This window comes from Zhenpiania hominis, assembly GCF_014333425.1.
GTDB lineage: Bacteria > Bacillota > Clostridia > Peptostreptococcales > Anaerovoracaceae > Hominibacterium > Hominibacterium hominis.
The window spans coordinates 45505-69844 of sequence record NZ_JACRYT010000008.1; the positions used below are offsets into that span (position 1 = coordinate 45505).

21 protein-coding genes and 1 riboswitch are annotated in these 24340 nt (G+C 49.5%); of the genes, 5 read left to right on the top strand and 16 right to left on the bottom strand.

Annotation, left to right across the window (positions count from 1 at the left end; translation table 11 throughout):
• Positions 1-2 precede the first annotated feature (2 nt).
• From H9L42_RS08925 to H9L42_RS08970, 10 genes are all read right to left on the bottom strand, one after another.
• Positions 3-1850, bottom strand: coding sequence for a CbiQ family ECF transporter T component (locus H9L42_RS08925; RefSeq protein ID WP_187303055.1), 1848 nt, complete (start codon positions 1848-1850; stop codon positions 3-5).
• The gene (locus tag H9L42_RS08930; RefSeq protein WP_187303056.1) at positions 1843-2526 is read right to left on the bottom strand and encodes an ATP-binding cassette domain-containing protein; all 684 of its coding nucleotides are present in this window, start codon (positions 2524-2526) and stop codon (positions 1843-1845) included. Before H9L42_RS08930 ends, H9L42_RS08925 begins: the two co-directional genes overlap by 8 nt.
• The gene (locus H9L42_RS08935; protein WP_187303057.1) at positions 2523-3248 is read right to left on the bottom strand and encodes an energy-coupling factor ABC transporter ATP-binding protein; all 726 of its coding nucleotides are present in this window, start codon (positions 3246-3248) and stop codon (positions 2523-2525) included. The genes H9L42_RS08930 and H9L42_RS08935 overlap by 4 nt, the downstream gene beginning before the upstream one ends.
• Complete coding sequence (locus H9L42_RS08940) at positions 3245-4990, bottom strand: fibronectin type III domain-containing protein (RefSeq protein ID WP_187303058.1); 1746 nt, start codon at positions 4988-4990, stop codon at positions 3245-3247. Before H9L42_RS08940 ends, H9L42_RS08935 begins: the two co-directional genes overlap by 4 nt.
• Positions 4991-5062: 72 nt before the next feature.
• Positions 5063-6985 carry a fibronectin type III domain-containing protein gene (locus H9L42_RS08945; protein WP_187303059.1) on the bottom strand — a complete coding sequence of 641 codons (1923 nt, stop codon included), beginning with the start codon at positions 6983-6985 and terminating at the stop codon, positions 5063-5065.
• Between the two features lie 66 nt (positions 6986-7051).
• Positions 7052-7588 (bottom strand): molybdopterin-dependent oxidoreductase, encoded by a 537-nt coding sequence (locus H9L42_RS08950; RefSeq protein ID WP_187303060.1) that lies wholly within the window; start codon positions 7586-7588, stop codon positions 7052-7054.
• Positions 7585-8181, bottom strand: a complete 597-nt coding sequence (locus H9L42_RS08955) for an ECF transporter S component (protein WP_187303061.1) — start codon at positions 8179-8181, stop codon at positions 7585-7587. The genes H9L42_RS08950 and H9L42_RS08955 overlap by 4 nt, the downstream gene beginning before the upstream one ends.
• On the bottom strand, positions 8174-8800 hold the full coding sequence (locus H9L42_RS08960; protein ID WP_187303062.1) for a molybdopterin-binding protein: 627 nt from the start codon (positions 8798-8800) through the stop codon (positions 8174-8176). The genes H9L42_RS08955 and H9L42_RS08960 overlap by 8 nt, the downstream gene beginning before the upstream one ends.
• Positions 8801-8809: 9 nt before the next feature.
• Positions 8810-9625, bottom strand: coding sequence for a hypothetical protein (locus H9L42_RS08965; protein ID WP_187303063.1), 816 nt, complete (start codon positions 9623-9625; stop codon positions 8810-8812).
• A gap of 9 nt (positions 9626-9634) precedes the next feature.
• Complete coding sequence (locus tag H9L42_RS08970) at positions 9635-11272, bottom strand: fibronectin type III domain-containing protein (RefSeq protein ID WP_187303064.1); 1638 nt, start codon at positions 11270-11272, stop codon at positions 9635-9637.
• Positions 11273-11445: 173 nt separating this feature from the next.
• On the opposite strand from H9L42_RS08970, the gene H9L42_RS08975 reads away from it, so the two are divergent.
• Entirely contained in the window at positions 11446-12045 is a 600-nt protein-coding gene (locus H9L42_RS08975; protein WP_187303065.1) for a nucleoside-triphosphatase, read from the top strand.
• On the top strand, positions 12026-12775 hold the full coding sequence (locus H9L42_RS08980; protein ID WP_187303066.1) for a Rossmann-like domain-containing protein: 750 nt from the start codon (positions 12026-12028) through the stop codon (positions 12773-12775). Before H9L42_RS08975 ends, H9L42_RS08980 begins: the two co-directional genes overlap by 20 nt.
• On the opposite strand, the gene H9L42_RS08985 is transcribed toward H9L42_RS08980, so the two are convergent.
• The 6 genes from H9L42_RS08985 to trsM all read right to left on the bottom strand — a co-directional run bounded on the left by H9L42_RS08985 (position 12762) and on the right by trsM (position 17987).
• The gene (locus H9L42_RS08985; protein ID WP_187303067.1) at positions 12762-13967 is read right to left on the bottom strand and encodes a histidine phosphatase family protein; all 1206 of its coding nucleotides are present in this window, start codon (positions 13965-13967) and stop codon (positions 12762-12764) included. The genes H9L42_RS08980 and H9L42_RS08985 overlap by 14 nt on opposite strands.
• A 28-nt stretch (positions 13968-13995) precedes the next feature.
• Positions 13996-14742, bottom strand: coding sequence for a molybdopterin-guanine dinucleotide biosynthesis protein MobB (locus H9L42_RS08990; RefSeq protein ID WP_187303068.1), 747 nt, complete (start codon positions 14740-14742; stop codon positions 13996-13998).
• A complete protein-coding gene (gene xdhC, locus H9L42_RS08995) occupies positions 14742-15563 on the bottom strand; it encodes a xanthine dehydrogenase accessory protein XdhC (protein WP_187303069.1) in 822 nt (273 codons plus the stop codon). The genes H9L42_RS08990 and xdhC overlap by 1 nt, the downstream gene beginning before the upstream one ends.
• Before the next feature lie 302 nt (positions 15564-15865).
• Positions 15866-16891, bottom strand: coding sequence for a DVU_1553 family AMP-dependent CoA ligase (locus H9L42_RS09000; RefSeq protein WP_187303070.1), 1026 nt, complete (start codon positions 16889-16891; stop codon positions 15866-15868).
• Complete coding sequence (locus tag H9L42_RS09005; RefSeq protein WP_187303071.1) at positions 16888-17262, bottom strand: C-GCAxxG-C-C family protein; 375 nt, start codon at positions 17260-17262, stop codon at positions 16888-16890. The genes H9L42_RS09000 and H9L42_RS09005 overlap by 4 nt, the downstream gene beginning before the upstream one ends.
• 17 nt (positions 17263-17279) lie before the next feature.
• Positions 17280-17987, bottom strand: coding sequence for a DVU_1556 family methyltransferase (trsM, locus tag H9L42_RS09010; protein WP_187303072.1), 708 nt, complete (start codon positions 17985-17987; stop codon positions 17280-17282).
• A 239-nt stretch (positions 17988-18226) separates the two neighbouring features.
• Positions 18227-18346: riboswitch (molybdenum cofactor riboswitch) on the top strand.
• Positions 18347-18481: 135 nt separating this feature from the next.
• On the opposite strand from trsM, the gene H9L42_RS09015 reads away from it, so the two are divergent.
• From H9L42_RS09015 to H9L42_RS09025, 3 genes are all read left to right on the top strand, one after another.
• Positions 18482-21397: a molybdopterin-dependent oxidoreductase gene (locus tag H9L42_RS09015; protein ID WP_187303073.1), complete on the top strand. Its 2916-nt coding sequence runs from the start codon at positions 18482-18484 to the stop codon at positions 21395-21397.
• Positions 21398-21743: 346 nt separating this feature from the next.
• On the top strand, positions 21744-24050 hold the full coding sequence (locus H9L42_RS09020; RefSeq protein WP_187303074.1) for a pyridine nucleotide-disulfide oxidoreductase/dicluster-binding protein: 2307 nt from the start codon (positions 21744-21746) through the stop codon (positions 24048-24050).
• Positions 24019-24213 carry a DVU_1557 family redox protein gene (locus H9L42_RS09025; RefSeq protein ID WP_187303075.1) on the top strand — a complete coding sequence of 65 codons (195 nt, stop codon included), beginning with the start codon at positions 24019-24021 and terminating at the stop codon, positions 24211-24213. The genes H9L42_RS09020 and H9L42_RS09025 overlap by 32 nt, the downstream gene beginning before the upstream one ends.
• Positions 24214-24340: the final 127 nt, after the last annotated feature.

The following is a 24340-nucleotide window of genomic DNA, read 5'->3' on the forward strand; positions in this document are numbered from 1 at the left end:
ACTTACAGCTTTGGCAGTTCCCAGACATCGAATCGCACCCCATTTTCATCAAAAGCTTCCACTTTTAAATTATTTTCTGAAACCGATATAACCTGATATGTCCCTGTCCTTGCTTCCATTTTTTCAATATATTCGCTAAGGGGTTCTCCCTTTTTATCGTAGTAGCTTTGTTTTTGCCCAGAATTTCCCATAATACAAGTGATTCCATTCTGTTCTTTCGTTCTCATATACACATGCTGGTGCCCGCACAGGATGCAAGCAACACCGCCTTCACTCAGCACTGGAATCCAATTTTTGCGGATACGAGAGTAAATGGGATCATCTTCCGTGATCGGATACGGCGGATGATGCATAACGGCAATTTTCCATTTTGCGCTGCTGTGAGAAAGATCGGTTCTTATCCACTGCCGCAATTGTTCTATCATTTCCTGCCACCGTTTTTTTCCCATATCCCGGATCCGCTCTTCCATAAACAGACAGCTATTAAGCATTAAAAAATGGCAATCCCCGTAATCAAAGGAATAGACTTCCCCGGGCAGAGGACTGTTTTCCGGCTGAGGCAGCATTTGAAGATAGGTATAGGGGATAATGGAAGTTTCATGGTTTCCCGGCACCGCCGCCAGGGGGATTCGAGAAAATACCGACTGGCTCTGATTAAAAAAAGCCGACCAGTCCTGGATATCCGCGCTTTTTTCCACCATATCTCCGGAAAGGATTCCAAAATTGATATCAGGATGCTCCCTGCAGGCCCGGCGCAGTAGCGTTCCCCAGGTTTCATAATCCCGCTCTCGCACCTGATACTGGATATCTCCCATGAACAAAAAGGAAAAATTTCCCTTTCCGGCAGTTGTAAAAGATCGGACCTTACTCCAGCTTTGCCCGTTTCCCACACAGTACTGATAAGTTGTGTCCGGCCGCAAACCTGTAAGAACCGCTTTATACCGGTAATACTCCCCCTCTCGTATTTTCGTTCGCTCAGCCCGTGCTTCGCAATTTGTGTTTTTGATTCCATAATGGACAAGCCCTGTTTCCTTTCGGCAGCTATACCAACTGACCGCCTGAGAAGATTGTGGATTTTCCGTCTGAGATAGTAGGATCTGGGACGCTACCGCCCTGTCTTCCTGCCTGGAGGTTTCGGTTGTCATATGGTCTCCCGTTCCGGTTCCTGCCATACATCCGGTCAGAATGAATACCGCCGCTAGAAGGGGGAACATTGTCATACAGATAAGGTCTCTTGCTTTTAATTTTAATTTTCGCATATACGTCCGTTTTGGATACGCCCGAAACGCCCGCGCTTCCATGGAGATGGACATATCCTTTGCCCTTTCCATCGCCCCCGCTAAGATCGGAAGTGATATTTTCAAATACACGCGCAGCTTTGCCGCAATGGAAGCTTTTTTTATTTCCATACCCCGCAGTTGAATACTGTAGTAAACATCCATCGCTTCCTCCCTCAAAATCGGGAAAAAATGCAGCCCGATGATGACCATATAGGCGATTTCATAAGGAATTTTCCATTGAACCAGTCCCAGAAGATAATCTCTCGGGGCCCCGGTCAACAGGATCAGCGCGGACACAATTATAATCAATAACCGGATACTGAGTGCCGCTCCCAGTTCCATCTGTCCGAACAAAGCCTGCAGCAGGAATAAAAATACGACCATTCCTACTGCCATGCGCGCCTGCTTCAGTTGCTGCCGGAATCCCACTTTGCCAGCCGCCAGAAGCGCGGATGTAAAAAGTAGAAGGCCCAGGAGAAAACGCAAATTTTCCACCGCCATCGCCGCTGTGGAAATCGCCGCAATCATCACCATTTTTGTGCGCGGATCCAGTGCCGCAAGGCTAAACATATTCGTCACCTCCCGATTCACCGACTCCCGGATTCCTGCCTCCCAGAAAAATACGCCGGCAGGCATGTTTTCGCACAAATTCCATATCATGGCTAATCAGAATAATACCGCAACCGCGCGCGTTCCGGACTCGCTCCAGACAATCGCCAAGCTGCCGTCTCCGCTTTTGATCCAAACTGCTGGTAGGCTCGTCCAGCAGCAGATAATCCGGCTCCATGGCAAGGACAGAAGCCAGTACCAAGCGCTGTTTTTCTCCACAACTCAAATGGAAAGGGAATGCTTCTTCATAACCGGAAAGTTCCATGAGCTCCAGGTATTCCCGGCTTTTTTCGCGAATCGTTTCCTGCTCCATCCCCGCAGCCTCCAGTCCATAGGCGATCTCTTCGCGCACTGTCGTAGAAAAAATCTGACGGGCTGGATTTTGCATAACGTAGCCGATTTTTCTGCCTCTTTCCGCCAAAGACCAACTCTTCATATCTTCTCCCTCTAAAAAAATGCTGCCCTCCTGCGGCTGTAAAATTCCCATGATCAGCTTGCCCAGAGTTGTCTTTCCCGTCCCGTTCGGCCCCAGTACTGCCACGGTTTCTCCTTTTTCAAAAACAGCAGAAAAAGCCTCCAGTACAGCAGGCTCTTTCTTCTGATATCGGAATGTAATCTTGCTTACTTCCAGATTCACAACAGTCCCCCTTTTTTCCGGATCTCTTCCGGTGCTCCAAAGTCCCGGAGCCTTCCATTTTCTATAACGAGCCATTGATCCGCGAAATCCAGTTGCTCATAGTCATGTTCCACAACAAGAAGCGTTTTTCCCGTCGCTCTCAGTTTTTTCATCAATCCGAGAACAATCTTTCTCCCCTGCGCATCTACATGGCTGACCGGCTCGTCCATAATCAGAATATCCGGCTCCATAGTCAGCAGAGCTCCGGCAGCCACCAACTGCTTTTGGCCTCCGGAAAGCCGTCCGGGGTTTTTCAGGGCCAGATGGCGGATTTCTAAAAGATCCATTACCTCATCTACCCGTCTGCGGATTTCTCCTGGCGGCAGCATAAGGTTTTCCGGTCCAAAGGCCAATTCATCTTCCACGGTAGAGGCAAAGAGCTGTCGATCCGGATCCTGCATCATATAGCCGATCGTTACGGCCATCTGACTGAGCGGTTCTGTTCGTGGATCCAGTTCCGCAACTCGCACCTCTCCAGTTATGGTTCCCGCTATACACTGGGGAATAATACCGCACAGAATCTGACAAAGTGTGCTTTTCCCACAGCCGGAAAGTCCAATCACCGCAGTAATGGACTTCGGGAAAATAGAAAAAGTGATTCCCGACAGAATTTCCCTCTCCGGATCGGACTCATAAAAAAAGGATAAGTCCCGAACCTGAAGGATTGTTTTTTCTTCTTTCATCGTCTGATTTTCTTCACTGCGGAGAAACTTCCGTACGCTTTTTTACCATTTATAATTCGGTAAGCTCGTACTTTATAATAGTAGGTTTTTCCCCGTTTCAATTTTTTATTGATACAGGATGTCTGTGCTCCCCTGCGAATAGTCTTGACTCTTTTGTACTTTCCGGATTTTTTCTGGGCTCTGTAGATTTGATATCCCCTGGAACCGGAAACCCTCGTCCACCGAATCTTTACCGCGCCTTTTCCGCGCTTTGAAAGCTTGCGGATTTTTCCTTTATTCAGCTTGGGCGCTGCCGCGGTTTCCTTTGAGTAAGCACTGATCCGTTCTCTGCCTTCCACGTTTTTAAAGCTTCTCACCTTGTAGCGGTACTTCTTGTTTGTGACAAGGCCTCTGTCAGTCATGGAAACGGTTGACGCTCCCACTTTTTTCACTAGCTTCCAGTTCTTTGTTTTACTGTCATAGCGGTAAATTCTGTAGCCATCCGCTCCAGCCACTCTGCTCCATGTCAGTTTTACACTGTTGTAGCTATGTTTTACCGCCTTTACAGAAGCCGGGGCGGCAGGGGTTGTTACAACAGGCGCCGGGCTTGGTTCGGGAGTTGGCGTCGGTTTATCCGGTTCCGGATTTTCCGGAACCGCGGTCAGAACATTGCCTTCCGGATCTGTAATATTAATTCTGTTCAAATTGTATACAATCGATTCGTCCTGTGTAGTTCCCGATACATAAACCGCCACTTCCCCCGTCTGTTTTTCCGGGGTTACTGTATCGTCCGCGTATCCCCACGCGACGAAACACTCCTCGACGCGTTCTTTCTCAATAGTTTTAAAAGTACCGTCTTCGGATATCAGGCGAACCTCGGTATCCGCGTAATCCGGCATATACTTTATCAGATCCATTTTTTCCAACATAAGTTTCAGCGGAATACCCTTCAGGCGATGGGTTACGTTACCCTCTTCAGACTGGAATGTATAGTCTTTTTCGAATATGCCCCAATTTAGAATTTCATGCAGACGAACGGTTTTATATCGATCATTATTTGTTTTAATCAATGTCACCAGGTCGCCCGCAATCAATGTATTCGTCATTTTAATAAAATGACAATTATTATCATCTCTTACATGCTGCTGCCCATAAACAAAGGTTTCTTCCCCCGCCGCAAGCTTTTCCGCGGTCCCTGTCTCAGGAACCGTGCCGGAAAACTCATCTTCGGCACCGATCGTTGTTTTATAAAGCGCAATTACCGGGGAAGGGGACACTGTACCTGTTGTATCTCCCGGCGCAAAGTATTTCATGTGTTCCAGTTGTTCAAAGCTGAGCTTGGTGCTGTAGGAGTCTGCGGAATAAATAGAAAATGTCTTCAGATTTGAAAAATCACTTCCATTCACTTCTTGAAGGACTTTTTTTACATCCAAACCATTGACGATGGAATAATGAAATCCCCCTTCGCCATGGTTATCGTAAGAAGAGAAAAATTGATTCTCTACCCAGCTATCGCCAAGGCCATATGCATTCGGATTTCTATCATCTTTTAATGTTTCAAGCTCCTCTTCTGTAAGGACAATCATATTTTTCTGAAATCCATCGCTACCTTTCACCGTTTTTCCAGTAACCAGAAGCCCCAGCTTTTGCCCTCCGCCTGACTCAGCACCATAAATGCCTTGCGTATCAAACAATCCGGTCAGCAACAAAACCACCAGAATTACGGCGATACTGATATTGCGCCGCTTTGCGTAAATTCGCATACCTGCCTCTCTTTCTGACTGAAAGAGCCGATGAATATTCATCGGCTGTTCCTTCAGTACGGATTCCTTATTTTATCTCTTTATTTTTTTCACTTTTGACCACGGACTATGGATCCTTTTTCCGTCTACCGTCTTATAGGCGCGTACTTTATAATAGTAATTCTTGTTCCTCTTCAGAGTTTTGCTCTTCCAGGAAGTCCGGTTGGCCTTCAGCCTCTTGACCTGTCTGTACTTTCCTTTTCTCCCGATCTTCTGGTAGATCTGATAGCCAGACTCGCCTTTGATGTTCTGAATCCGAATGCTGGCCCGTTTTTTGCTTTTCTTCACCCGCAAAATCGGCGCTTTCAGCGTTGTAGCACTTTTCTGGGCGCTATATCCGGCACTGTAAAGTGTAGTGGTTCCAACCTTTTTATAAGCTTTTACCCGTACCGCATAAACCGTCCCTTTTTTCAGTCCGGTCAAAGTCGTAGATGTTGTGTTTACATTTTTATTTCTCCAGCTTCCTTTTCCCGCTTTATAATAAACGGTGTATCCGCTGGCGCCTGCCACTGCTGTCCAGGAAGCCCGAATCCTGTTATACTTGGACAGCTTTACAGACAGCCCAGTAACATTTACAGGCGCGGCCGCTGCTTCAACCATAACCTTCGCATCTTGATAAACAGTCGGCTCCTTGCCGGACGCGGTTTCGTAGTCGCTATCATTATTTGAATATTCGATCGGCGCGCTTGCTGTATCCACCAGCACCGCATAATTGTAGTTCAGTGGAACACGTTTTGCATTACTGATGTTGGTGCTTCTCTTGGACTGTTCATAGTAGCACGCCACAAAGAAGTCATCCAGTCTGGAAGTAATATTGACTTTCTGACCCTTGCTATCGGTTACAAAGGCCTGTTCTCCCGCGCCCAGCGTTCCTACCAGATCTTTGAGCCATACGCCATGGTAACGGACATACATGGGTTTGTTATAGCCGATGTACTCATATCCGGAGGTCTTCTGATCGGGATATTCCATCACTCCCGCCAGCTCGGAACGGATATAGTTTTTCGTCTGTCCGGCCTTGGTAATGGAGAAGAACGGTGTTTCCACAAACTGAAACAACACTTCCTGTGCCGCGTCGGATCCGATTATAATCACCTTGGACGCATCGTCATCCAGCTTTGCCCACGGTACATCTACATTCGGAGTTGCCGACCAAGCCATACCCTCCAACAGCCCAACAACTTCATGTACGTCCGCAATTTCCGTACCAGAGGCGTTAACGCTCTTCAACTGATATCCGGATTTTCCGCTTGGAAGCGGAGCACCATCCTCTCTCTCGTTATTGCTCACCACAACGCCCTTTAACAGCTTAAGTACAGAAGAATTTGCGCTGTTCGTCTGACGGTATGCCCTAACATAGGAAGCTTCTCTTTCATAGTCTAAAAACGGAGTATATTCTGTTTCATTCACATTATTGGCGTCCGGTACATCGTACAAGGTCTTGCATGCATATCCAATAATCGTTTCCGCTGCGATTCCCGCGTCGGAGCCGTTTCCATCTCCGTTCTCATCTGTCAGACCCTTTACTGTATCCTGATAGGAAGGAGCTGTTGCGTGATAAGCATCTTCTTCCATATACTGAATAATCCAATCTTCTCCAATTTCAACGCCCTGCAGGTTGTCCAGCAGGGTTGAAAGTTTCGCGCCTTTTACATTCGCCGTCTCGCCTGCTCCGTGATTTCCATAATGGTACGCCACTTCTTCGCCTGCGTTTTTAATCTCATCATAGCTGTAATAATAAACCGCGTCCGCTTCATCGGTCACTTTGCCGTTTCCGTCCCCGTCTACCGCGATGTAAAATACCGCATTGCTAATATTATCGCCTTCTTCGTACGGCTGCTTTGCCGCGGAAGCCGCATGGCTGTCCGCCTGTGTAAAGCTGAAGCAGGACAGCAGCATGGCCGCCGCCACAAACGCCGCAATAACTCTACTCCGTATTTTCGTCACTGTGTTCATAATTCCTCCTAAAATCAGTTTTATTTCTTATATCTTAATCACTTTACTCGGGCGCGTTTTGCCCCATTATTCTCTACATTCAATTCTGACAAGGAATTTTGTGCTCCGGTTTCCAAAACTGTCCCCCGCCACAAGCATCCTCATCGGGCCCTCACCTCCTTCATTAAAATGTTCAAAGGGCTTACCATCCTTTTCATATGCCACAATCGCATAGTCCTTTTGCTGTATCTCCTCCCGGGACAACGCGGAAGAATATCCGTCCCCCGCGACACAAATAAAGGTTCTGCACTCTTTCAGCAGGCGTTTATCCGCCCGGTTCAGCACATCCCGCAATTCCGGTCCGCGAAAGGTTCCCTCCGCGTTTTCATGCTGCGCGGACTGCAGTTTGGCGTAAAGTTTTTTATACGGCATATTTTCAATTTCTTTCAGGGTAAACGTTTTGACCGTCTCCCCGTTTCTCGCGACCGCAACGGAATAACCGTCAGCCTGATGATCCTGCTGAGAGAGATTCCACCATGCGGCAATTCCCGCAATCAGGCATAGCAGCATAAACCCTATCAGCAGATAGATTCCTTTTATTTTCAACTTTCTCTGTTGTATCATTGCTGTTCCTTTTCCCGGATACCTGCCGGAAGGACGCCTCCTTCCCGCTTCCCTGTCAGGTTATATTTCCGCAGGACCTTTAACAGTTCCCATGCCAGCAGCCCGCCGATTCCTCCGGACAGCACAGCGATGGAAAGAATCAGGAGCAGATATGCGCCCGGCGCCTGAAAAAATACAATATTCACACACGCTGTGCCAGTCACATTCGCCGCAGCTCCGGCAATAACTGCGCATCCTCGGCAGCAAACCCGATGTCCGATCAGCAGGAGCAGCAGATCCATAACAATCCCCGGCGAAAGATAAGTGAAAAGACTCATTACGCCGTGGGAACCGACGACCCCGGTAAACATCACAAGAAAGGCCTGTATCAGGGCAATCAGCGTGGAAGTTCCGGGTTTGCCTGTAATTCCATAGCCGACTACCAGCCACATCATGTAAAGTCCTCCCGCAAAAGCTCCGCTGGGAATCATCAGGGGCCCACTGATAATGTGCGCCAGCGGTACCAGAACCGGCTTTATTGCGATTCCCAGAGCCGCCATGATCGCGATAATCACGAAATCATAGATGCGGAATCTTTGCAAAATCTTACTCATTTGTCTCTGAGACCTCAATTTTTTCTACATAGGAAGCCCAGCCCTGCATGTTGAAATCCATCGTATAGTCAGAATCATAATCGGTCTGTCCAAATACCAGCCGCAGAGGGCTTCCTTCGTCCGCATGATAGATCTTATCATTTCCCATGCTTTCCCCCTCCTGTATCACTGCCAGCATCGGCTCCACCGGATCGCCTTTTTTAGCGTCTTCACCGTTGAAGAAATACAGATCATATAGGCTATCCAGTTCATATTCTCTGGAATATCCATCGCTGCATATAACCTTCATTGTTTCTCCCGGTTTTCCATACCCCGCGTCTTCCAGTAGAGTCCGAATCTTCACTCCGGTGTACTCCCGCACCTGCCGCTCGTTGTTGTTTTCCTTATTTCTGCCGCTGTAGCTGCAGGTTTCCATTCCCAGTTCTTCCAGCTGTTCCAAAGAATATTCCTTTTCCCCCTGGGTTCCGCTTACAGTGAGAATTACCGCAGTTTTATCCGTGGATCCTGCCGTCTGCCCGCTCCCCGCATCATCGGTTCCTCCGGAACCGCATCCCGCAAAGAAAATAGCCATCAGGACTGCCAGCAGGGAAAGCTTTACCACATATTTGACTCTCATCATCTTCCGCTCCTACAAAATTTCAATATAGTCAATGTTTTTCACCCAGTACTGAGCGTTATAATCACCGTTTTCATCGGTATCTTCCGCAGACTGTCCAAAACACAACCGAAAGGCATCCGCTCCAGTTGTGGTGATAATCGCCGGAACCGATTTTGCGCTGGAACCGGTTTTCTTTAAAAAAGCCTTTTTCGAAGCCTTCAGGTCACTAACCGAAAATTCCTTTGTGTATCCGTCTTTCGATCGGAATCTGGCAGTTGATCCCGAAAACCCGCTCTTTGAGAGAACCCTGGAGAAGGAAACTCCGGTCGCGCTGAGGAATTGCCTCTGGGCAGACTCTTTATTGCGGTAAGAGTATTTATAAGTCCCTGTTCCCATTCCTGACAACTGATTTGCGGTAAAATATACTTCTTTGTCGCCGCTCTTTACGGTCAGAACATGACCTGAAGGCTTTACCGCTTTGGAACTTTTCTTCTTTCTGTCTTTCTTTTTCTCAGAAGCTTTCGCCGTTTTTTTGTCAGTTTTTTTTGCAGTATCTGTCTTCTTTGTCTTTGTTTCTGTTTTTTTCGACGCTGTTTGTTCCGTCTCTTCCTGTTCAGGAGCCTTTGAAGTAGTTTTCGCTTTCTTTTCCCTGCTTGTCTTTTCCGTCTTCGCTGTCTTCGTTTCCGTAGTCTGTTCAGACGGCGTGATTTCCTTCGCGGCCACGCTTTCCGACGCCTCGCCGCTCTGTGCGGAATTTTCCGTATCCTGTCCGCAAGCGCACAGAATAACGGTCAGCACCAGGCACAGCAGGATTCCGATCCATTTTTTTTGTCGATTGATTTTCATCACGCACCTCTATCGTTTAATCGATTTTACTGCGGAGTACGCACCGTACACCTTTTTACCGCTTACCTTTCTGTAGGGACGCACCTTTACATAATAACGCCGCTTTTTCTTCTGGTTTTTTTTCTTCAGATACCGTATCGTTTTTGAGACCGTCGTACCTTTTTTTATAGTGTAAAATTTCCTTCCCTTTGTTGTTTTACGGTTGGTTCCCAAGCGGATCTGATAACCGTTCGCGCCGCTTACGCGGTTCCACTTAATCTTGATTCCACGTTTTCCGTATCTGGAAACCTTCCGTACTTTTCCCTTTCCCAGTTTTGGCGTTATAGCGGCCAGGTTACTGAAAGCTCCCTCTATGTCGATACTTCCCACTGTAATATAAGCTTTCACTTTGTAATAATATCGTGTCCCGGTCTTCAACCCCCGATCCGTATAAGTCGTGTTTGCCGTACCCTCCACGCAGTCCAGCAGCTGATATCCTCCGCGCTTTCCTTTTTCATAGCGATAGATGTTGTAGCCTTGCGCGCCGGAAGCCCGGTTCCAGGCAATCCGAATGCTGTTATAGCTTTTCTGCATCGCTTTTAGACCTGCTACATTCGCCGGAGTTACGACGGTCGCGGAGATTCCGGTTATATTCTCTTTTACGACCTGATCCTTTGTGGTTCCTGGGCCTAAGAGTACCAATTGACCGGATGTTTTCATCGGTTCGGAGTTTACTTCCGCGTCATAGGCGAGAAAATATCTGGAAGGATCGGAAACGGTTGTCCCATCAGAGTTTTTAACGATAGTGTTTACTCCCACTCCCGCATCCGCAAGGAACCGGTTTAGCGGGATTCCTGTCGCAACCACTGTTTTCTGCACACCATTTTCCATATACTGATACTGAGCGGTATAACTGCCTGATTTCGCTCCGATCAGATCGCCCAAGGTGTAACTCCGATTCTGTCCGTTAATAGAAAGCGTCAGCACATTTTCCCGCTCGCCGATCCAAACGTTTTTCAACCATTTTTCCCATGCCAGCATATTAAAATCGTTTGTATTTTCCTGCCCGAATACAAATCGGGGAAGCTCGCCGTCCCCCGCTGAATTGACTTGAAGGGCGATTGCCGGGAATACCCGAGTTCCCACCTGAGCATCCTCAGCGTCAAAGGCGTACCTTTCTTTTGAAAAAGCTTTCATCAGAGAACTGGTATGTCCATCACTGCCTTTCGTGTAAATCGCGTCACTTGCGGTGAGCTCTATTCCCATTGATTCTGCCACCGCCCGCAGATCCAGACCACTGACCGTCATTTTCAGCCAGCCGCCCTTTTCCTCTTTTGTTCTTGCGGAATACACAGTATTGCTCAGATAAGTGTCCCTCTGATTGGAGGGGAAATACTGATCTGCGGAAGCTTCGTCTCGGATACCGTCCCTCTGGCTTTTGGTCAGGTATTTGTAATTTCCCTGAAATCCATCCCCCTTTACCGCGCCGGTTCCTGTAATAATCAGCGCCGGATCCTCCTGTTTTATGAAGTTGGTTCCGTTTGTCGCGGGTGAAAAAGCCGCTGCCCGTACCGGTTGGGGATTCGCGAGAATTCCGGTCAGTAGCACGCAGAAAGCGGTCAGAACTGCTAAAATCGCAGATATTGCCCGCTTTTTACAAAGCATCATGAAAATTCCCTCCTTTTTTCACAAATTCTTCATTGTTTTGTCAACATATGCCATCATCTTACCATACTTACCATCGGAGTTCTGTTTGTTCAAAAACATTTTTGATTTTTTTTATTTCTTTCCCAACGTGAATGTGATAAAATACTGCTGAATTCAGAAAGGATATTGATGAAATGCATTTATTTTTAGAAGGACCGGCCAAAACCGGCAAATCAACTTTGATTCGGGAAGAAATCGCTCCTTACGTGGATCGGATTCGGGGATTTTCCAGCCAGCGGCTCTGGATGGACGGACGTCCCTGCGGCTACCGGCTGACGCCTGCGTCCCAGCTACAGTTGGACGCGGAATACTTCCCCCAAATGTCAGGAGTTTTCACCTGGCATAATGGGGAAGAATCCCGTAAGAATCCGGAAGTCTTTGAACAGTTGGGAGTATCGCTTCTGGAAGAAACCTCCGGAGCGCCGCTGATCCTTCTTGATGAAATCGGCGGATCGGAGCTGCTGGTTCCTTTATTTCGGGAAAGGCTTTATAAAGTTCTTTCTGCTCCTACTCCTTGTATCGGCGTCCTCAAGCTGTCCAGCAAGGCCGGATTCATGATTCAGGCCGCCGGGTACCCGAAAGAAATCGTTGCCCTTAACAAACATCTGCGAGACTGGCTGCTTCAGAGCGGCCGCGCCCGTATTCTATCCTTTTCCTCCCAAAACCGGGAAGTAATCCGCAAAGAGATAAAACAATTTTTAAAGGAGGTTTTTCATGACGTGGGAACTGTATGATCGGCTGATTGAGCAGGTACCATCCGATATAAAAATTGATTGGGTCCATATGGGGAAAACCTGGACGGTTGTTCATGCCGGACCGTACTGCGGCCTCGCTGTTACGATAAATGAGCAGGATCTTGTTCTGCCGTCCTGGAAAAAGCTAATCGGGACTGACCTGCAGTCCGCAGCTGAACTTTGTAAGTCCTGGGACTTTTTCGAGGCCAGCGCGGGCGCCGCGGCGCTGAATGCCTGGTACAACAATCCGTCCCGACTATTTTCTATTCCCGGCATGCAGCCCACAAAAAATGCTTTCTCAGATTACACAGCCTCGGTCAGACAAAAAAAAGCAGCCATTATCGGCCACTTTTACAACCTTGAAAAATTTCTCACTGGCGCAGCGTCCATCTCTGTTCTCGAGCGGAAGCCCTGGCCCGGCGATTATCCGGACTCGGCCTGTGAATATCTGCTTCCGCAGCAGGATTTCGTCTTTATCACCGGCTCGGCGTTTGTCAACAAAACATTGCCCCGACTGCTCCAGCTTTCCTCTGCGGCCCGCGCGATTGTACTGGGGCCCAGCACGCCCATGTCACCTACCCTCTTTGATTACGGCGCGGACGAACTTTCCGGCCTCGCACCGGACACTCTAACGCCGGAGCAGACAAAACTTATCAGCGAAGGAAACATTAAAATGTCATCCTACGGGACGAGGGTGCGGCTGCGCAGGGAAGACTTCAGCCGCCGATAACCCGTACTTCGCCGTTTTTCATTTTCTCCCAGGGATCTGAAATATCTTTTCCAACAAGATTATTGGCAATCCCTCGCAGCACGCCGCTGTGGGCAGTCAGAATCAAATCCCTTGAATCATCTGTTTTCAGAATCCGGCTTAACGTTTTCATAACCCGGTATTGAAGATCGAAAAAATTTTCGCTGCCGTGTCCCATTTTGTAGATCAGCAGATGGGTTCCCCGTTTTTCATATTCCTCCGGGAACTCCCGCTTTATTTCACTAATAAATTTTCCGTCCCAGGGACCGAGATTCATTTCCCGCAGACCTTTTTCCGGAACAATATGGAAAATTCCAGTTTGTTTTCCCAGAATTTCCGCAGTTTGCGCCGCCCTCAGCAGATCGCTGGTATAGATACGGTCTGTTTTCGGGAAAAGGTTTGCCAGGCGCTTTCCCGCTGCTTCCGCCTGCTTTCTTCCCTCTTCACTTAAAGGAACATCTGTCTGTCCCAAAAAAATCTTTTCCTTGTGCTGCCGGATCTGTCCGTGGCGAACCAGAAAAAAACGCCTGCCTTCTGCCAACCGCGACAGATTATCGGAGCGGCAGCCTCCTGCCAGATACGCTTTTATTTCCGCATAGGCCTGGGGCGTATCCATATCCATGACAACACCTTCATAATCGACCTCTACCCGCTGCATAAGGGAAAAATCCCGATCTGTAATCGCTTTCAATCCACCTTGTCCATCATGCTTTAAAATTTCCTCCCGGTATTTCCGCGGAACCAACAGCGGGTGGCCTTTCTTCCCCCTGTAGCAGGGTACGGTGAACCGGTTCGGATCAAAACGATGTACCAAGGCTCTCATAATTTCTTCCGTAATCAAAGGACAGTCTACCGGCAGAATAAAAAATCCTTCCAGCTCCGGAGGCAGCGCCGCCACTCCTGCCTGTATGGAAGTAAACATACCTTCCTTAAACCGGGGGTTATAAGCTTCTCTGGCTCCCGCCGCCGACAGAATTGGCGAAAGCTTGTCCCTGCTATGCCCCGTAGCCACAACGATATTACAGATTCCAGCCGCTTTCGACACTCGCAGGACTCTTTCGATAACCGTTTCATCGTTTAATGGCAATAAAGGTTTAAAGCTGCCCATTCTTGACGAAAATCCCGCTGCCAGAATACAGGCGCCAAATTGTTTTCCTCTTTGTTTTTCTTCCATCCGCTTTACCCTGCTCCCCTTTCTTTGCTTATGAGCGGAACTTAATTACAATCTCCGCCCCTTCTTCATATCCGTCCAATTCTCCTACCATAGCTTTGGAAACGCTGCGTACTACACTTTTCACAAAAGGCACCATCGGGATCTCGTTTCCATTTACATACAACTGAACGTCCTGCCCTTTCAAAACGCACTCCGATCGGCTCGCTGTTCCCTTCAGAATCCGTTCGGTCAGACCTCGACAGTCGGTTCCACAGGCCGTGCAGCAGTCCGAAGAATAATTGGGCATCCGCTCCGGTGTTTTCTCTTCAATCAGATCAACCAGCCTGCCGATATCCGTCAGGCCGCTAATAACCGGAAGCCCCCGCCAACTGCTTCGCTTATTGGAAATCACGCCGGAAACAGCGATCGTCAGGGAATTCACCTGTTCCGCGAGCTGTTCCTCTGTTTTCCCCGTAATAATAACCGGACAGTTGGCGCCGCTGTCACCTTCAATCACCACATAGTCCTGATCGTAATAATCCAGCAGCCGATCGATATCCAACGTGTGATCAAACATAATATCTGTTTCGCTCAGACCTCTGGCGGTCACAGGATGGGCGCCCGCTTTTTTGTGCCGGTCTGTATTGCTGCCCTCGGTTTCCATCGTAAAGGCCTCAAAATGAATTTCCTTAATGGAACCCACTGTATATCCGCGTTTCCGCAATTCGCGAATAATTCCTTCGGCAGTTGTTGTTTTTCCAGTGCCGGAAACACCTTTGAGCATAATCACTTTCATCAGCTACGCTCCGCTCTTACCTGAATCATCTCCGCCGCGATGCTGATGGCGATTTCCTCCGGGGTTTCCGCCTTGATGGAAAGGCCAATCGGCGCATGGACTCTGGCGATGTCGTCTTCCGAATATCCTTCCTTTCTCAGCATATCAAAGAGCATGGCGTTTTTCTTTCGGCTGCCGATCATACCCACATAGGCGCTCTTTTGCTTCAGCGCGTCTTTCAGCACATCGTAATCGCCCATGTGACCTCTTGTTACGATGACAATATAGCTGTTCTCATCGGTTTGAATTTCATCAAAAGAATGTTTGAAATCCGGCAGAACTTTTACTTCCGCGGCCTCCGGAAAACGCTCCCGGTTCGCGTATTCTGCCCGATCGTCGATGGCGATAGTTTTAAAGTTGATATACCGCAGTACCGGCTCCAAAGCAAGCCCCACGTGGCCGGCTCCGAAGATATAGGCGGTGGTTTCCAGATTGAACTCTTCTACGAATTCCTCCGGGTGGGCCGCGTCAATATACTGAACTAACACATCCGCGTCACCGCCGCATCCCATGTCCAGCGCGTCCTGTTCCTCGGTATTCAGTTTGAAATGGTGCAGTCTGCTTTTTTCTTTTGTCTGAAAGACTTCCTTACAAAGCTTTTCCGTTTCCGCCTCCAGCCGGCCTCCTCCGACAGTCCCCTGGGTGGTGCCGTCTTTTTTCATCAGCAGCCAGGCACCCTTTTTCCTGGGCGTTGATCCTTTTGTATCCACCACTTTGGCGATAACAAAATCTTCTCCCTGCTCCAGCAGGTCTCTTGCGAAATAAATAATCTTCTGCGACATAAGTTCCTCCTTATTGGGTTTCTTTCTTTATTGGCTCTTCTTAATTTCCGCTATGCTTGCTTTCTGTCCGCTCCTTTTTCCGGTTGGCGCCGCGCCCTTAGAAACAAGTCGAAAAAAGCAGCAATTGTTTCTAATTTTTACTGAGCTGCAGCGCCTCAAATTCCGATTTTTGCGAGGATCCCCGCATTTTTGCCAGACATGGGGCCGAAACCCTGAAAAATTTATCAACAATTTGCCATAAACCAGGATTGTTGATAAAGGTCGGCCATTTGCGGCAGAAAGCCGTCCCCATTATAAAACGATTATTCCTGTTGTTTTTCCTGCCACTGCCCCTTCGCCATCTGGCGGTCCCCTACGCGGCTGATCCGTTTCAGGTTGCTTCCGCAGACGCAGGGTTCGGTGAGAAAGCGGCTCCGATCTCCGGTACGATAGCGGATGAAGGGCATTCCTTTTCGGGTCAGGGTGGTAAACACGATTTCTCCCTCCTGACCGTCCGGCAGTACTTCACCGGTTTTGGGATCAATGATTTCCAGATACAGATCGGCTTCCCGGATGTGGCAGCCCTCCAGCGCCGGACAGCTTACCGCGCAGCCAAGGCCCATCTCGGTCATGCCGTAGTGTTCAAAAATCCGACAATCCCAGGCATTTCGGATTCTATGCCTGCTTTCAGCAGACACATAGTCGGCGGATAACAGCACAGTTCGCAGGGGGATCTGGTAGTTTCCCGCCTCCGCCCGCTTTGCCAGTTCCGCCATATGCCCCGGCAAAGCGACAGCGCAGGTCACACCCGATTCTTCCATAATCTGCAGGATCCGCCCGTAATCACTTCCGTCGGGAAGTCCATAGGCAACGACCTTCGCGCCAAAACGTTCCACTCCCCGTTTCAGAAGATCGCCGATGGACCCCGGTCTCCTGCAGGGCATCAGAATCATCACCGTGTCGGAAGCATCCGCCATCAGCTGCATGCCGTTATGAAAAAAATCGGTTGTCAGTTCCTGATCGTCTTGAGTAAAATAAATTCGTTTGGGAAGTCCCGTGGTTCCGCTGGTCTGCATGGTAACGATCCGGCTGATCTCGCTCTGACTGACACAGACCATCTCCAGGCCGCAGGCGCAAACATCCTCCGGCGACGTAAAGGGAAGCTGACGAAAATCTTCCCAGGTATCCACCTTCATCCCCTGATACAGTTCCGCGTAAAAGGGACTCTGGCTCACCGCCCATTGAAAGGTCTCCCGGATTCTGGAAAGCTGCCAGTCTTCCAACGACTCCCGTGTCAGTTTTTTCACTCCCAGCTTCCGGCAGGTCCAGAGATCCAGATAGGGCTTCATTCGTCCCACTCCAAGAGCTCGGCAATCTTCTGAAAGGTCGCTTCCAGCATCATCGGGCATTTTTCCACTTTGTTCAGAGGGTTTCCATCCATCAGATCCACGCAGTCCGTATATTCGAAGGCATCCTCGAACCACTCGGTCAGCTCCTCCACATTATTCATGCTGGCTTCTTTCGGATCCGCCAGGTACAAAAGACAGATTCCCGCCGACAGAATGCCGCAGATCCGGCCTGACCACATACCGTCGCACAGCCCCGCCATGGCCGCCACCAGATCTTCATTTTCTTTCCCCAGCCGCCGCAGCCCCATTTCCATAATCATCTGGCTGCAACAGTATCCTTTCAACTTTAAATCCAGAATTTCCTCATTCATATTCCTGTCCTCCCGGTTTATTTCTCTGGCTTCTCCGCCACCAGCATAAAATAGCCGATTCCTTTTTTCCCTTTGGCGCAAGTCACGCAGTTGTCCAGAGAGCCCTCCCGCAAAATGGTTTCCGCCACATAGGTATCCAGATCCGCGCTGCGGTCTTCAAAGGCCACAATCTTGTATCCCACCTCTTCCATGTATCGGAGCATAGGCTCTTTGATAAATGCTCCCTCAAAACGAAAATCCACAAAGCGCATCTGTCCTTCCCCGCAATTCTCCTCTTTATGCGGAATTTTCGCCTGCCGTTCCGCCTCAATTTGAATCGCCTTTACCTGACGCGGATCCGGATTTTTTAGATACAGATCGCTGATAAACAGCTTGCCTCCTTTTTTCAAAACGCAAAAGGCTTCGTGCAGCGCCTCGTCCGGCAAATTAATCAGGGAAAGCGTGCATTCCATCATGACGCAGTCAAAGGAAAAGGAAGAAAAATCTTCAAGGAATTCCCCGTCTCCCATACGCAGGTCCAGGTTTTTGTTCCGCTCTTTTCCTTCTTGAATTTTAGACAAGTTCATGTCAATGCCGGTTACTTTATACCCATATTTGTCCTGAAGATGCTCCGCGCAGGTCCCGTCTCCGCAGCCCACATCCAGAACAGCCGCTCCTTTTTTCAACGCGCAGATCTCCATCGCTTTTTCGGTAATATCAAATTTTCCTGGTCTTATTAACGCCATTTTCGAATCGTTCCTTTCTTTCATCACTTTTTCTTATTCTATTATAAAATGAAGATCCCGACAAGGAGAAGTTCGCAAAGGCGAGTTTTTGGAAAGAAACGGCACTTTTTCAAAAAAATTTGACAATTCAAAATATCGGCCAGTTTGTACTATGAAAAACCGCAAACTTGTACAAAAATCGCCTGTCCCATTCGTTGACATCCCCTCTCCCAAACTGCTACAATGAGGGCATAGTAACAATTCAATACACAATCCGATTCCCGGAGTCCTAAGGCTGTCGCTATGGATCCGGGAACATTGGGTTCATGTGGAAACATATGGGCCTCCCGCGTTTGAAAAGGTTCGTGTACATATCTAAAAAAAGCAACGGTTCCGCATTTTGCGGGCCTTCATTTCAGGATACCGGCAGGGCCTTTTCCATACGCATGAAAGGGCCTTTGTTATTGGATGTGAAACGTTAAAGGAAGTTCAATTTTTACTGGAGGCAAATTATTATGAAATTGAGGAAAATGACGTTAAACATCAATGGAGCGGATCGCATGTTTATCTGCGATCCGGAAAAGGATACGCTGGCATCTGTAATTCGACGGCTGGGCCTGACCGGCACAAAAGTAGGCTGCGGTACCGGAGTATGCGGTTCCTGTACGGTTATGCTGAACGGAAAGCTGGTTCGCTCCTGCACGAAAAAAATCGGAAAAATCGAGGAATACAGCGAAGTTCTGACCATCGAAGGAATTGGCGCTCCCAGATATCTGCACCCCATCCAGGTAGCGTTCATGCACGCCGGCGCGGTTCAGTGCGGCTTTTGCACGCCGGGTTTTATCGTTTCCACTTATGCCCTGCTGCGGGAAAATCCAAGTCCGACCAGAGAAGAGGTCCGCGACTGGTTCCAGAAAAACCGCAACATCTGCCGCTGTACCGGCTACAAGCAGATCGTAGACGCGGTTATGAACGCCGCCAAAGTAATGCGCAGCGATTGTGCTCTGGAAGATATTATGGTAAAACTTCCGGAAGACAAAGAGTACTACGGAAAACCACTGGTTCGCCCGGCGGCTCTCGCCAAGGTCTGCGGACTTGCGGACTACGGCGACGACATTGAACTGAAAATGCCGGAAAATACCCTTCACGCGGTGCTGGTACAGCCGAAGGTGGCTTTTCACGCCAAGTTAAAGGCCATTCATAAAGAAGAAGCGGAAAAGATGCCCGGTGTGTACAAAGTCGTGACTGCCGCGGACATCAAGGGACCAAACCGCCTGGGATTCATGCAGTTTACGCCGAGAACTCTGGCCAGCGGCCAATCTCACCCCATCCTTGTGGAGGACAAAATTTTCAACTATGGAGATGTTGTAGCCCTGGTAGTCGCCGATACCAAGGCTCACGCCCAGGAAGCGGCGAAAAAAGTCACCATCGACTGGGAGCAGCTGCCGGAATATCGCACCTATCTGGAGGCAGCTATGCCGGACGCTCAGAGAATCCATGAAGATCACCCCAATGTGTGGTCCGAGCAGCCCAATGTAAAGGGAGCGGGCCACGATACGCCGCAGCTTATCGACGAGGCGCCTTATGTGGTGGAAGGCTCTTTTTATTCTTCCAGAGAGCCCCATATGCCCATTGAGGGCGACACGGTTCAGGCTTACTGGGGCGACGACGGTCTGCTGACCGTCCACTGTAAAGCAATGCAGATCTACTCCAATATTGGGGACATTGCCGAAGCCACCGGACTTCCCGCGGAAAAAATCCGTGTTGTAGAGAACCCCACCGGCGCGACCTTTGGCTGGGGAATCGCGGCGGCTACTTACGCCATGGCAGCCATCGCCTGTCTGGCCTGCGACGATATGCCGGTAGCCCTTTCCATCACCTATCCCGAGTTTATGGCCCTGTCCGGGAAACGCGCTCCCGCCTACACCAACGGCAGACTGGCCTGTGATGAAAATGGAAAAATCATCGGCGCGGAATGGGACTGCGGCATGGATCACGGCTCCTACAATGAGCTGGGAGACGATCTGATTACAAGACCGGCTAAGTTTATGTTTTTCCCGTACAATATTCCTAACTGTCTGGGTCTGACCCGGGTTGCCTGCACCAACCACAATTACGGCACTGCTTACCGCGGCTATGGTTCTCCTCAGGCTTACACTGCTTCGGAAGCTCTGATGGATATGATGGCCAAGAAAATCGGTATGGATCCCTTTGAGCTGCGCTATAAGAACATCGCCCGGCCGGGAGACACTAATATCAACCAGTATCCGTTCCGGGAATATCCGATGGAAAAGATGATGGATTTGATGCGGCCCATCTATGAGGAAGTCAAAGAACGAGCAGCGAAAGAATCCACGCCGGAAAAAAAGCGTGGCGTAGGAATCGCCTGGGGCGGCTATAATGTGACAGAAGGAATCTTCGACCAGTGTACGGTAGCCCTGGAGCTGCTGCCAAACGGCAAATTCGCCAAGTATGATACCTGGCAGGATCAAGGGCAGGGCGGCGATGTCGGCGCGCTGGTAACGACGCTGGAAGCCTTAAAGCCTCTGGGTGTTACGCCGGACGACATCGTCCTCATTCAGAACGACTCCAAATACTGTCCGGACTCCGGAGCCACCGCTTCCTCCAGACAGCATTACATGAACAGCAAAGCCGTTGTCATGGCGGCTGACGAGCTGATGAACGCTATGCGAAAACCGGACGGCACCTATCGGACCTATGAGGAAATGGTAGCGGAAGGAATTCCTACTAAATATGAAACACAATACAACAACCCGGAGGATATGACCCTCAAATATCTGGATCCCAATACCGGCGTCGGCAATCCGACTCCCGCTTTCACCTACGCTCTGCATATGGCGGAAGTAGAAGTGGATACCAAAACCGGAAAAGCAACCTGCATCGGTTATTGGTGTGTGGATGACGTCGGCGTAATCGGCAATATCGCCGCGGTAGACGGCCAGGCCTACGGCGGACTTTCCCACTGTATCGGCTTTGCTCTGACGGAAAACTATGAGGATGTCAAGAAGCATAATAACATTGCCGGAGCGGGAATTCCGACCATCAAGGATATTCCGGACAATTTCAATCTGATTCACCACTGCACGCCGAGAAATACGAATCCATTCGGATCTTCGGGCGCTTCGGAAGCCTTCCAGTCCGCGGGACATATGGCGGTTATCAACGCCATCGACAATGCCTGCGGCGTGAGAATCTACGAGCTTCCGGCCTATCCGGAAAAGATCAAGGAGGGTCTCGACAAACTGGCAAGAGGCGAGGAAATCCTGCCTCCGAAGAAATACTTCCTGGGCTCTGATTTCTATGAAGAAATGGAGTATATTAAAAACAATCCGATGACCGACCTGTTTGAGGATATGTTCCCGGAAGATAAAAAGGAAAGCTACCAGCCGATTACGGATATTCCGGACTGAACCAGCCCCGGGGTATGACACAGGTTGGATTTCGGATGGGTGATTACGGAATGGACGGTAAGCGCGGACACAGAAAGCGCCAACTTTTTTCTATGTAATCAGAATGAAGTGCGTTTTTAATCCAAAAATTACCATATTTTATCAATTTTTGCTTTGCTTTATTAAAATTCCCCTATCTTTGATGCTTTTCGCGGATTTGAAGGGGCAAAGACGCACTTCATTCCGGACTTGTCCTAATTTGTTCGCGCGGCGCGCTTTTCATTTCGATTTTGGATTGATTTGTTCGCGCGCCTGCGCCTTGGGCTGCAGACCGCCCAAGAAGCATTGTAACAGAAAGATAATCGATATGATGAACGAATACCTTGAAAACTTTGAACACTGTTTGCAAAGGGAAATCCCTTTTTGTACGGGAGCATGTCCCTTCGACATGGAAGTCCTGAACTTCATGGAGAAAGCGTCCCGCGGTTCTATGAAAGCCGCTTTTGGCGTTTACCGGAACGCGGTAGGCTTTCCCCATATCGCGAGGGAGTTGTGTGACACTCCCTGCAAAACAGTCTGTCCCCGAAGCGAACACGGCGGCGCGATTCAAATGGATCGCCTGGAGCAGGCTTGCATTGCTCTGACCAGAGATACCTCCGCCACCGACTATAACCTGCCACCCAAGAAAGAAAAAATTGCCATTATCGGGGCGGGAATTTCAGGCATGGCCGCCCTGCTGCGCCTGGCCACGAAAAAGTATACTGTGGAAGTCTTTGAGAAAACAGATCGCGTCGGCGGACGCCTCCGGAAAAGCATGGACCCGTCGATTTTTGAAACAGATTTTGACGAACAGCTTTCCCATCTGGAATATGCTCTTCACCTGAATCACCCGATTCACTCCCTGGACGAACTGGCAGGAGGCGGATTCCAGGCAGTCTACATTGCTACAGGAAAAGACGGTGAGGATTTTGGGGTTTCCCAGCAACACGGTCCATCTGGGGATACGTTTTGTGTGGAAAGGGATGGAGTCGGTTATTTTGCCGGCGGTGAACTCATTGGAGACACTCCCCTTTATGCCCTGGCGGGAGGACTGCGAATCGGCACTGTCATTGACAACTATCTGAAAACCGGAAATCTCTATTATCCGAAAAACAGCCGTCAAAGCTGCCTGAAAAAAACGATGATCACGATTTCCGACAGTCTTCCTCCTGTGGAGGCCGAAGCATCCCTCTATACAAAAGAAGAAGCCGCCGCCGAAGCTTCCCGCTGCGTCCGCTGCCAGTGCCGCGCCTGCCGGGATCACTGCGACCTCCTGGAATTCACGGACAAATGGCCGATCCGTGTTCGGGATGAAATCATCGCCACTACGCTGGAGGGGAAAAGCGAACTGAAAGCGACTCCGGCAAAAAGACTCATGTCGATGTGCAATCAGTGTGGTATCTGCAAAGAAACTTGTCCGGAAGAGATTGATCTGGACGGCCTCTTTCTGTCCGGCCGCCAGAAGATGCACAGTCAGGGGAAAATGCCCTGGCCCCACCATGACTTCTGGCTGCGGGACATGGAGCAGGCCAATAGTAAAGAATCCCGGCTTGTCCGCGCTCCAAAAGGCAAAGAAAAATGCTCTTACGCTCTGTTTCCCGGCTGTCAGCTGGGAGCATCCGAACCGGAGCTGGTTGTCAAGCTGTATGATTCTCTGCTCAACCAGCATCCGGACACCGCCATGTTCCTTCAATGCTGCGGCGTTCCGCGCCTGTGGGCCGGAGATCGGGCAGGATTCGATGAAATCCTTGAACACATCCGCAAGCACTGGCGCGATCTGGGAGAACCGACGATGATTATGGGATGTATGACCTGTTTGAAGCACTTCAAAGAATATCTGCCTGAAATCGCGGTTATTTCCCTTCCCGAGCTGTTGCGTTCCTGGGATATCAGCGGCGGCTGCTGTGAGGAGGAATACGCGGTCTTTGATCCATGCTCCGCCCGCCATGAGCCGGACGCGAGACAGGCGGTCCGGGATCTGGCGGAAGATCTGGGAGTAACACTCCACTCTCTTCCGGACAACAATACCTATATGACCTGCTGCGGCTACGGCGGCCAGGGAGACATGGCCGGACCTGAATACGCGGAGTTTGTCGCGAAAAAACGCGTGAGGGAAAGTGAAACCCCGTATATCACCTACTGTATCAACTGCCGGGATATTTTTCTCAGACAAGGAAAAAAGACCCACCATATTCTGGAGCTGCTCTTTGGCGAAGGAGAAGGCCAAAAACAGCTCCCCACGGTGACTCAACGTCAGGAGAACCGGAGAATCCTCAAAGAGACTCTGCTGGCGTTTTTCTGGGACGAACAGCCGGAAATCCCCCGAAAGGAATATCCAGTGACGGTAGAAATCTCCTCCGCCCTCCAGGAAAAGCTGAGCCGGGAGCGAATACTGGAAGAGCAAATTTTTCAGACGATTGATTTCTGCCAGCGCCACAACCGGACGATATTAAATGAAGAAATCGGCACCCTTTCGGGATATTGCGTCATCGGCTATATGACCTATTGGGCGGAATATCGGGTGCTGGATGAGGCCCGGCGCCATTATGAACTGATCAACGCATATTGTCACCGAACAAAAATAGAACTGGAGGCGGTCTGGAATGGCATCAGACAAGAAACGGATCTGCAATAAATGCAAATGTGAGTTAGAAGAAATGGATACCCAGTTTACCTATCTGGATAAAAAATTCCGCCACAAGGTCCCCCGCTGCCCACAGTGCGGTCAGGTCTTTATCTCCGAGGAATTGGCAAAGGGCAAAATGGCCCAGCTGGAAAAAACCCTGGAAGAAAAGTAGAAAGGGCGCCTTGCCTTGTTCCCCCCCTTAAAAAAATGTGAACAAAAGAGTCCGATTTTCTCTCTTGTTCACATTTTTTATGCCCGAATCGAACGGCTTCCCCCTGTCAGCCGCCGAGCTTATCAAC

Excerpts from the sequence above, each read along its gene's own strand:
- H9L42_RS08925 (WP_187303055.1), bottom strand. The coding sequence starts at position 1,850 with ATGTTTAGCCTTGCGGCACTGGATCCGCGCACAAAAATGGTGATGATT.
- H9L42_RS08935 (WP_187303057.1), bottom strand. The coding sequence starts at position 3,248 with ATGAAAGAAGAAAAAACAATCCTTCAGGTTCGGGACTTATCCTTTTTT.
- H9L42_RS08940 (WP_187303058.1), bottom strand. The coding sequence starts at position 4,990 with ATGCGAATTTACGCAAAGCGGCGCAATATCAGTATCGCCGTAATTCTG.
- H9L42_RS08945 (WP_187303059.1), bottom strand. The coding sequence starts at position 6,985 with ATGAACACAGTGACGAAAATACGGAGTAGAGTTATTGCGGCGTTTGTG.
- H9L42_RS08950 (WP_187303060.1), bottom strand. The coding sequence starts at position 7,588 with ATGATACAACAGAGAAAGTTGAAAATAAAAGGAATCTATCTGCTGATA.
- H9L42_RS08955 (WP_187303061.1), bottom strand. The coding sequence starts at position 8,181 with ATGAGTAAGATTTTGCAAAGATTCCGCATCTATGATTTCGTGATTATC.
- H9L42_RS08960 (WP_187303062.1), bottom strand. The coding sequence starts at position 8,800 with ATGATGAGAGTCAAATATGTGGTAAAGCTTTCCCTGCTGGCAGTCCTG.
- H9L42_RS08965 (WP_187303063.1), bottom strand. The coding sequence starts at position 9,625 with ATGAAAATCAATCGACAAAAAAAATGGATCGGAATCCTGCTGTGCCTG.
- H9L42_RS08970 (WP_187303064.1), bottom strand. The coding sequence starts at position 11,272 with ATGATGCTTTGTAAAAAGCGGGCAATATCTGCGATTTTAGCAGTTCTG.
- H9L42_RS08975 (WP_187303065.1), top strand. The coding sequence starts at position 11,446 with ATGCATTTATTTTTAGAAGGACCGGCCAAAACCGGCAAATCAACTTTG.
- H9L42_RS08980 (WP_187303066.1), top strand. The coding sequence starts at position 12,026 with ATGACGTGGGAACTGTATGATCGGCTGATTGAGCAGGTACCATCCGAT.
- H9L42_RS08985 (WP_187303067.1), bottom strand. The coding sequence starts at position 13,967 with ATGGAAGAAAAACAAAGAGGAAAACAATTTGGCGCCTGTATTCTGGCA.
- H9L42_RS08990 (WP_187303068.1), bottom strand. The coding sequence starts at position 14,742 with ATGAAAGTGATTATGCTCAAAGGTGTTTCCGGCACTGGAAAAACAACA.
- xdhC (WP_187303069.1), bottom strand. The coding sequence starts at position 15,563 with ATGTCGCAGAAGATTATTTATTTCGCAAGAGACCTGCTGGAGCAGGGA.
- H9L42_RS09000 (WP_187303070.1), bottom strand. The coding sequence starts at position 16,891 with ATGAAGCCCTATCTGGATCTCTGGACCTGCCGGAAGCTGGGAGTGAAA.
- H9L42_RS09005 (WP_187303071.1), bottom strand. The coding sequence starts at position 17,262 with ATGAATGAGGAAATTCTGGATTTAAAGTTGAAAGGATACTGTTGCAGC.
- trsM (WP_187303072.1), bottom strand. The coding sequence starts at position 17,987 with ATGGCGTTAATAAGACCAGGAAAATTTGATATTACCGAAAAAGCGATG.
- H9L42_RS09015 (WP_187303073.1), top strand. The coding sequence starts at position 18,482 with ATGAAATTGAGGAAAATGACGTTAAACATCAATGGAGCGGATCGCATG.
- H9L42_RS09020 (WP_187303074.1), top strand. The coding sequence starts at position 21,744 with ATGATGAACGAATACCTTGAAAACTTTGAACACTGTTTGCAAAGGGAA.
- H9L42_RS09025 (WP_187303075.1), top strand. The coding sequence starts at position 24,019 with ATGGCATCAGACAAGAAACGGATCTGCAATAAATGCAAATGTGAGTTA.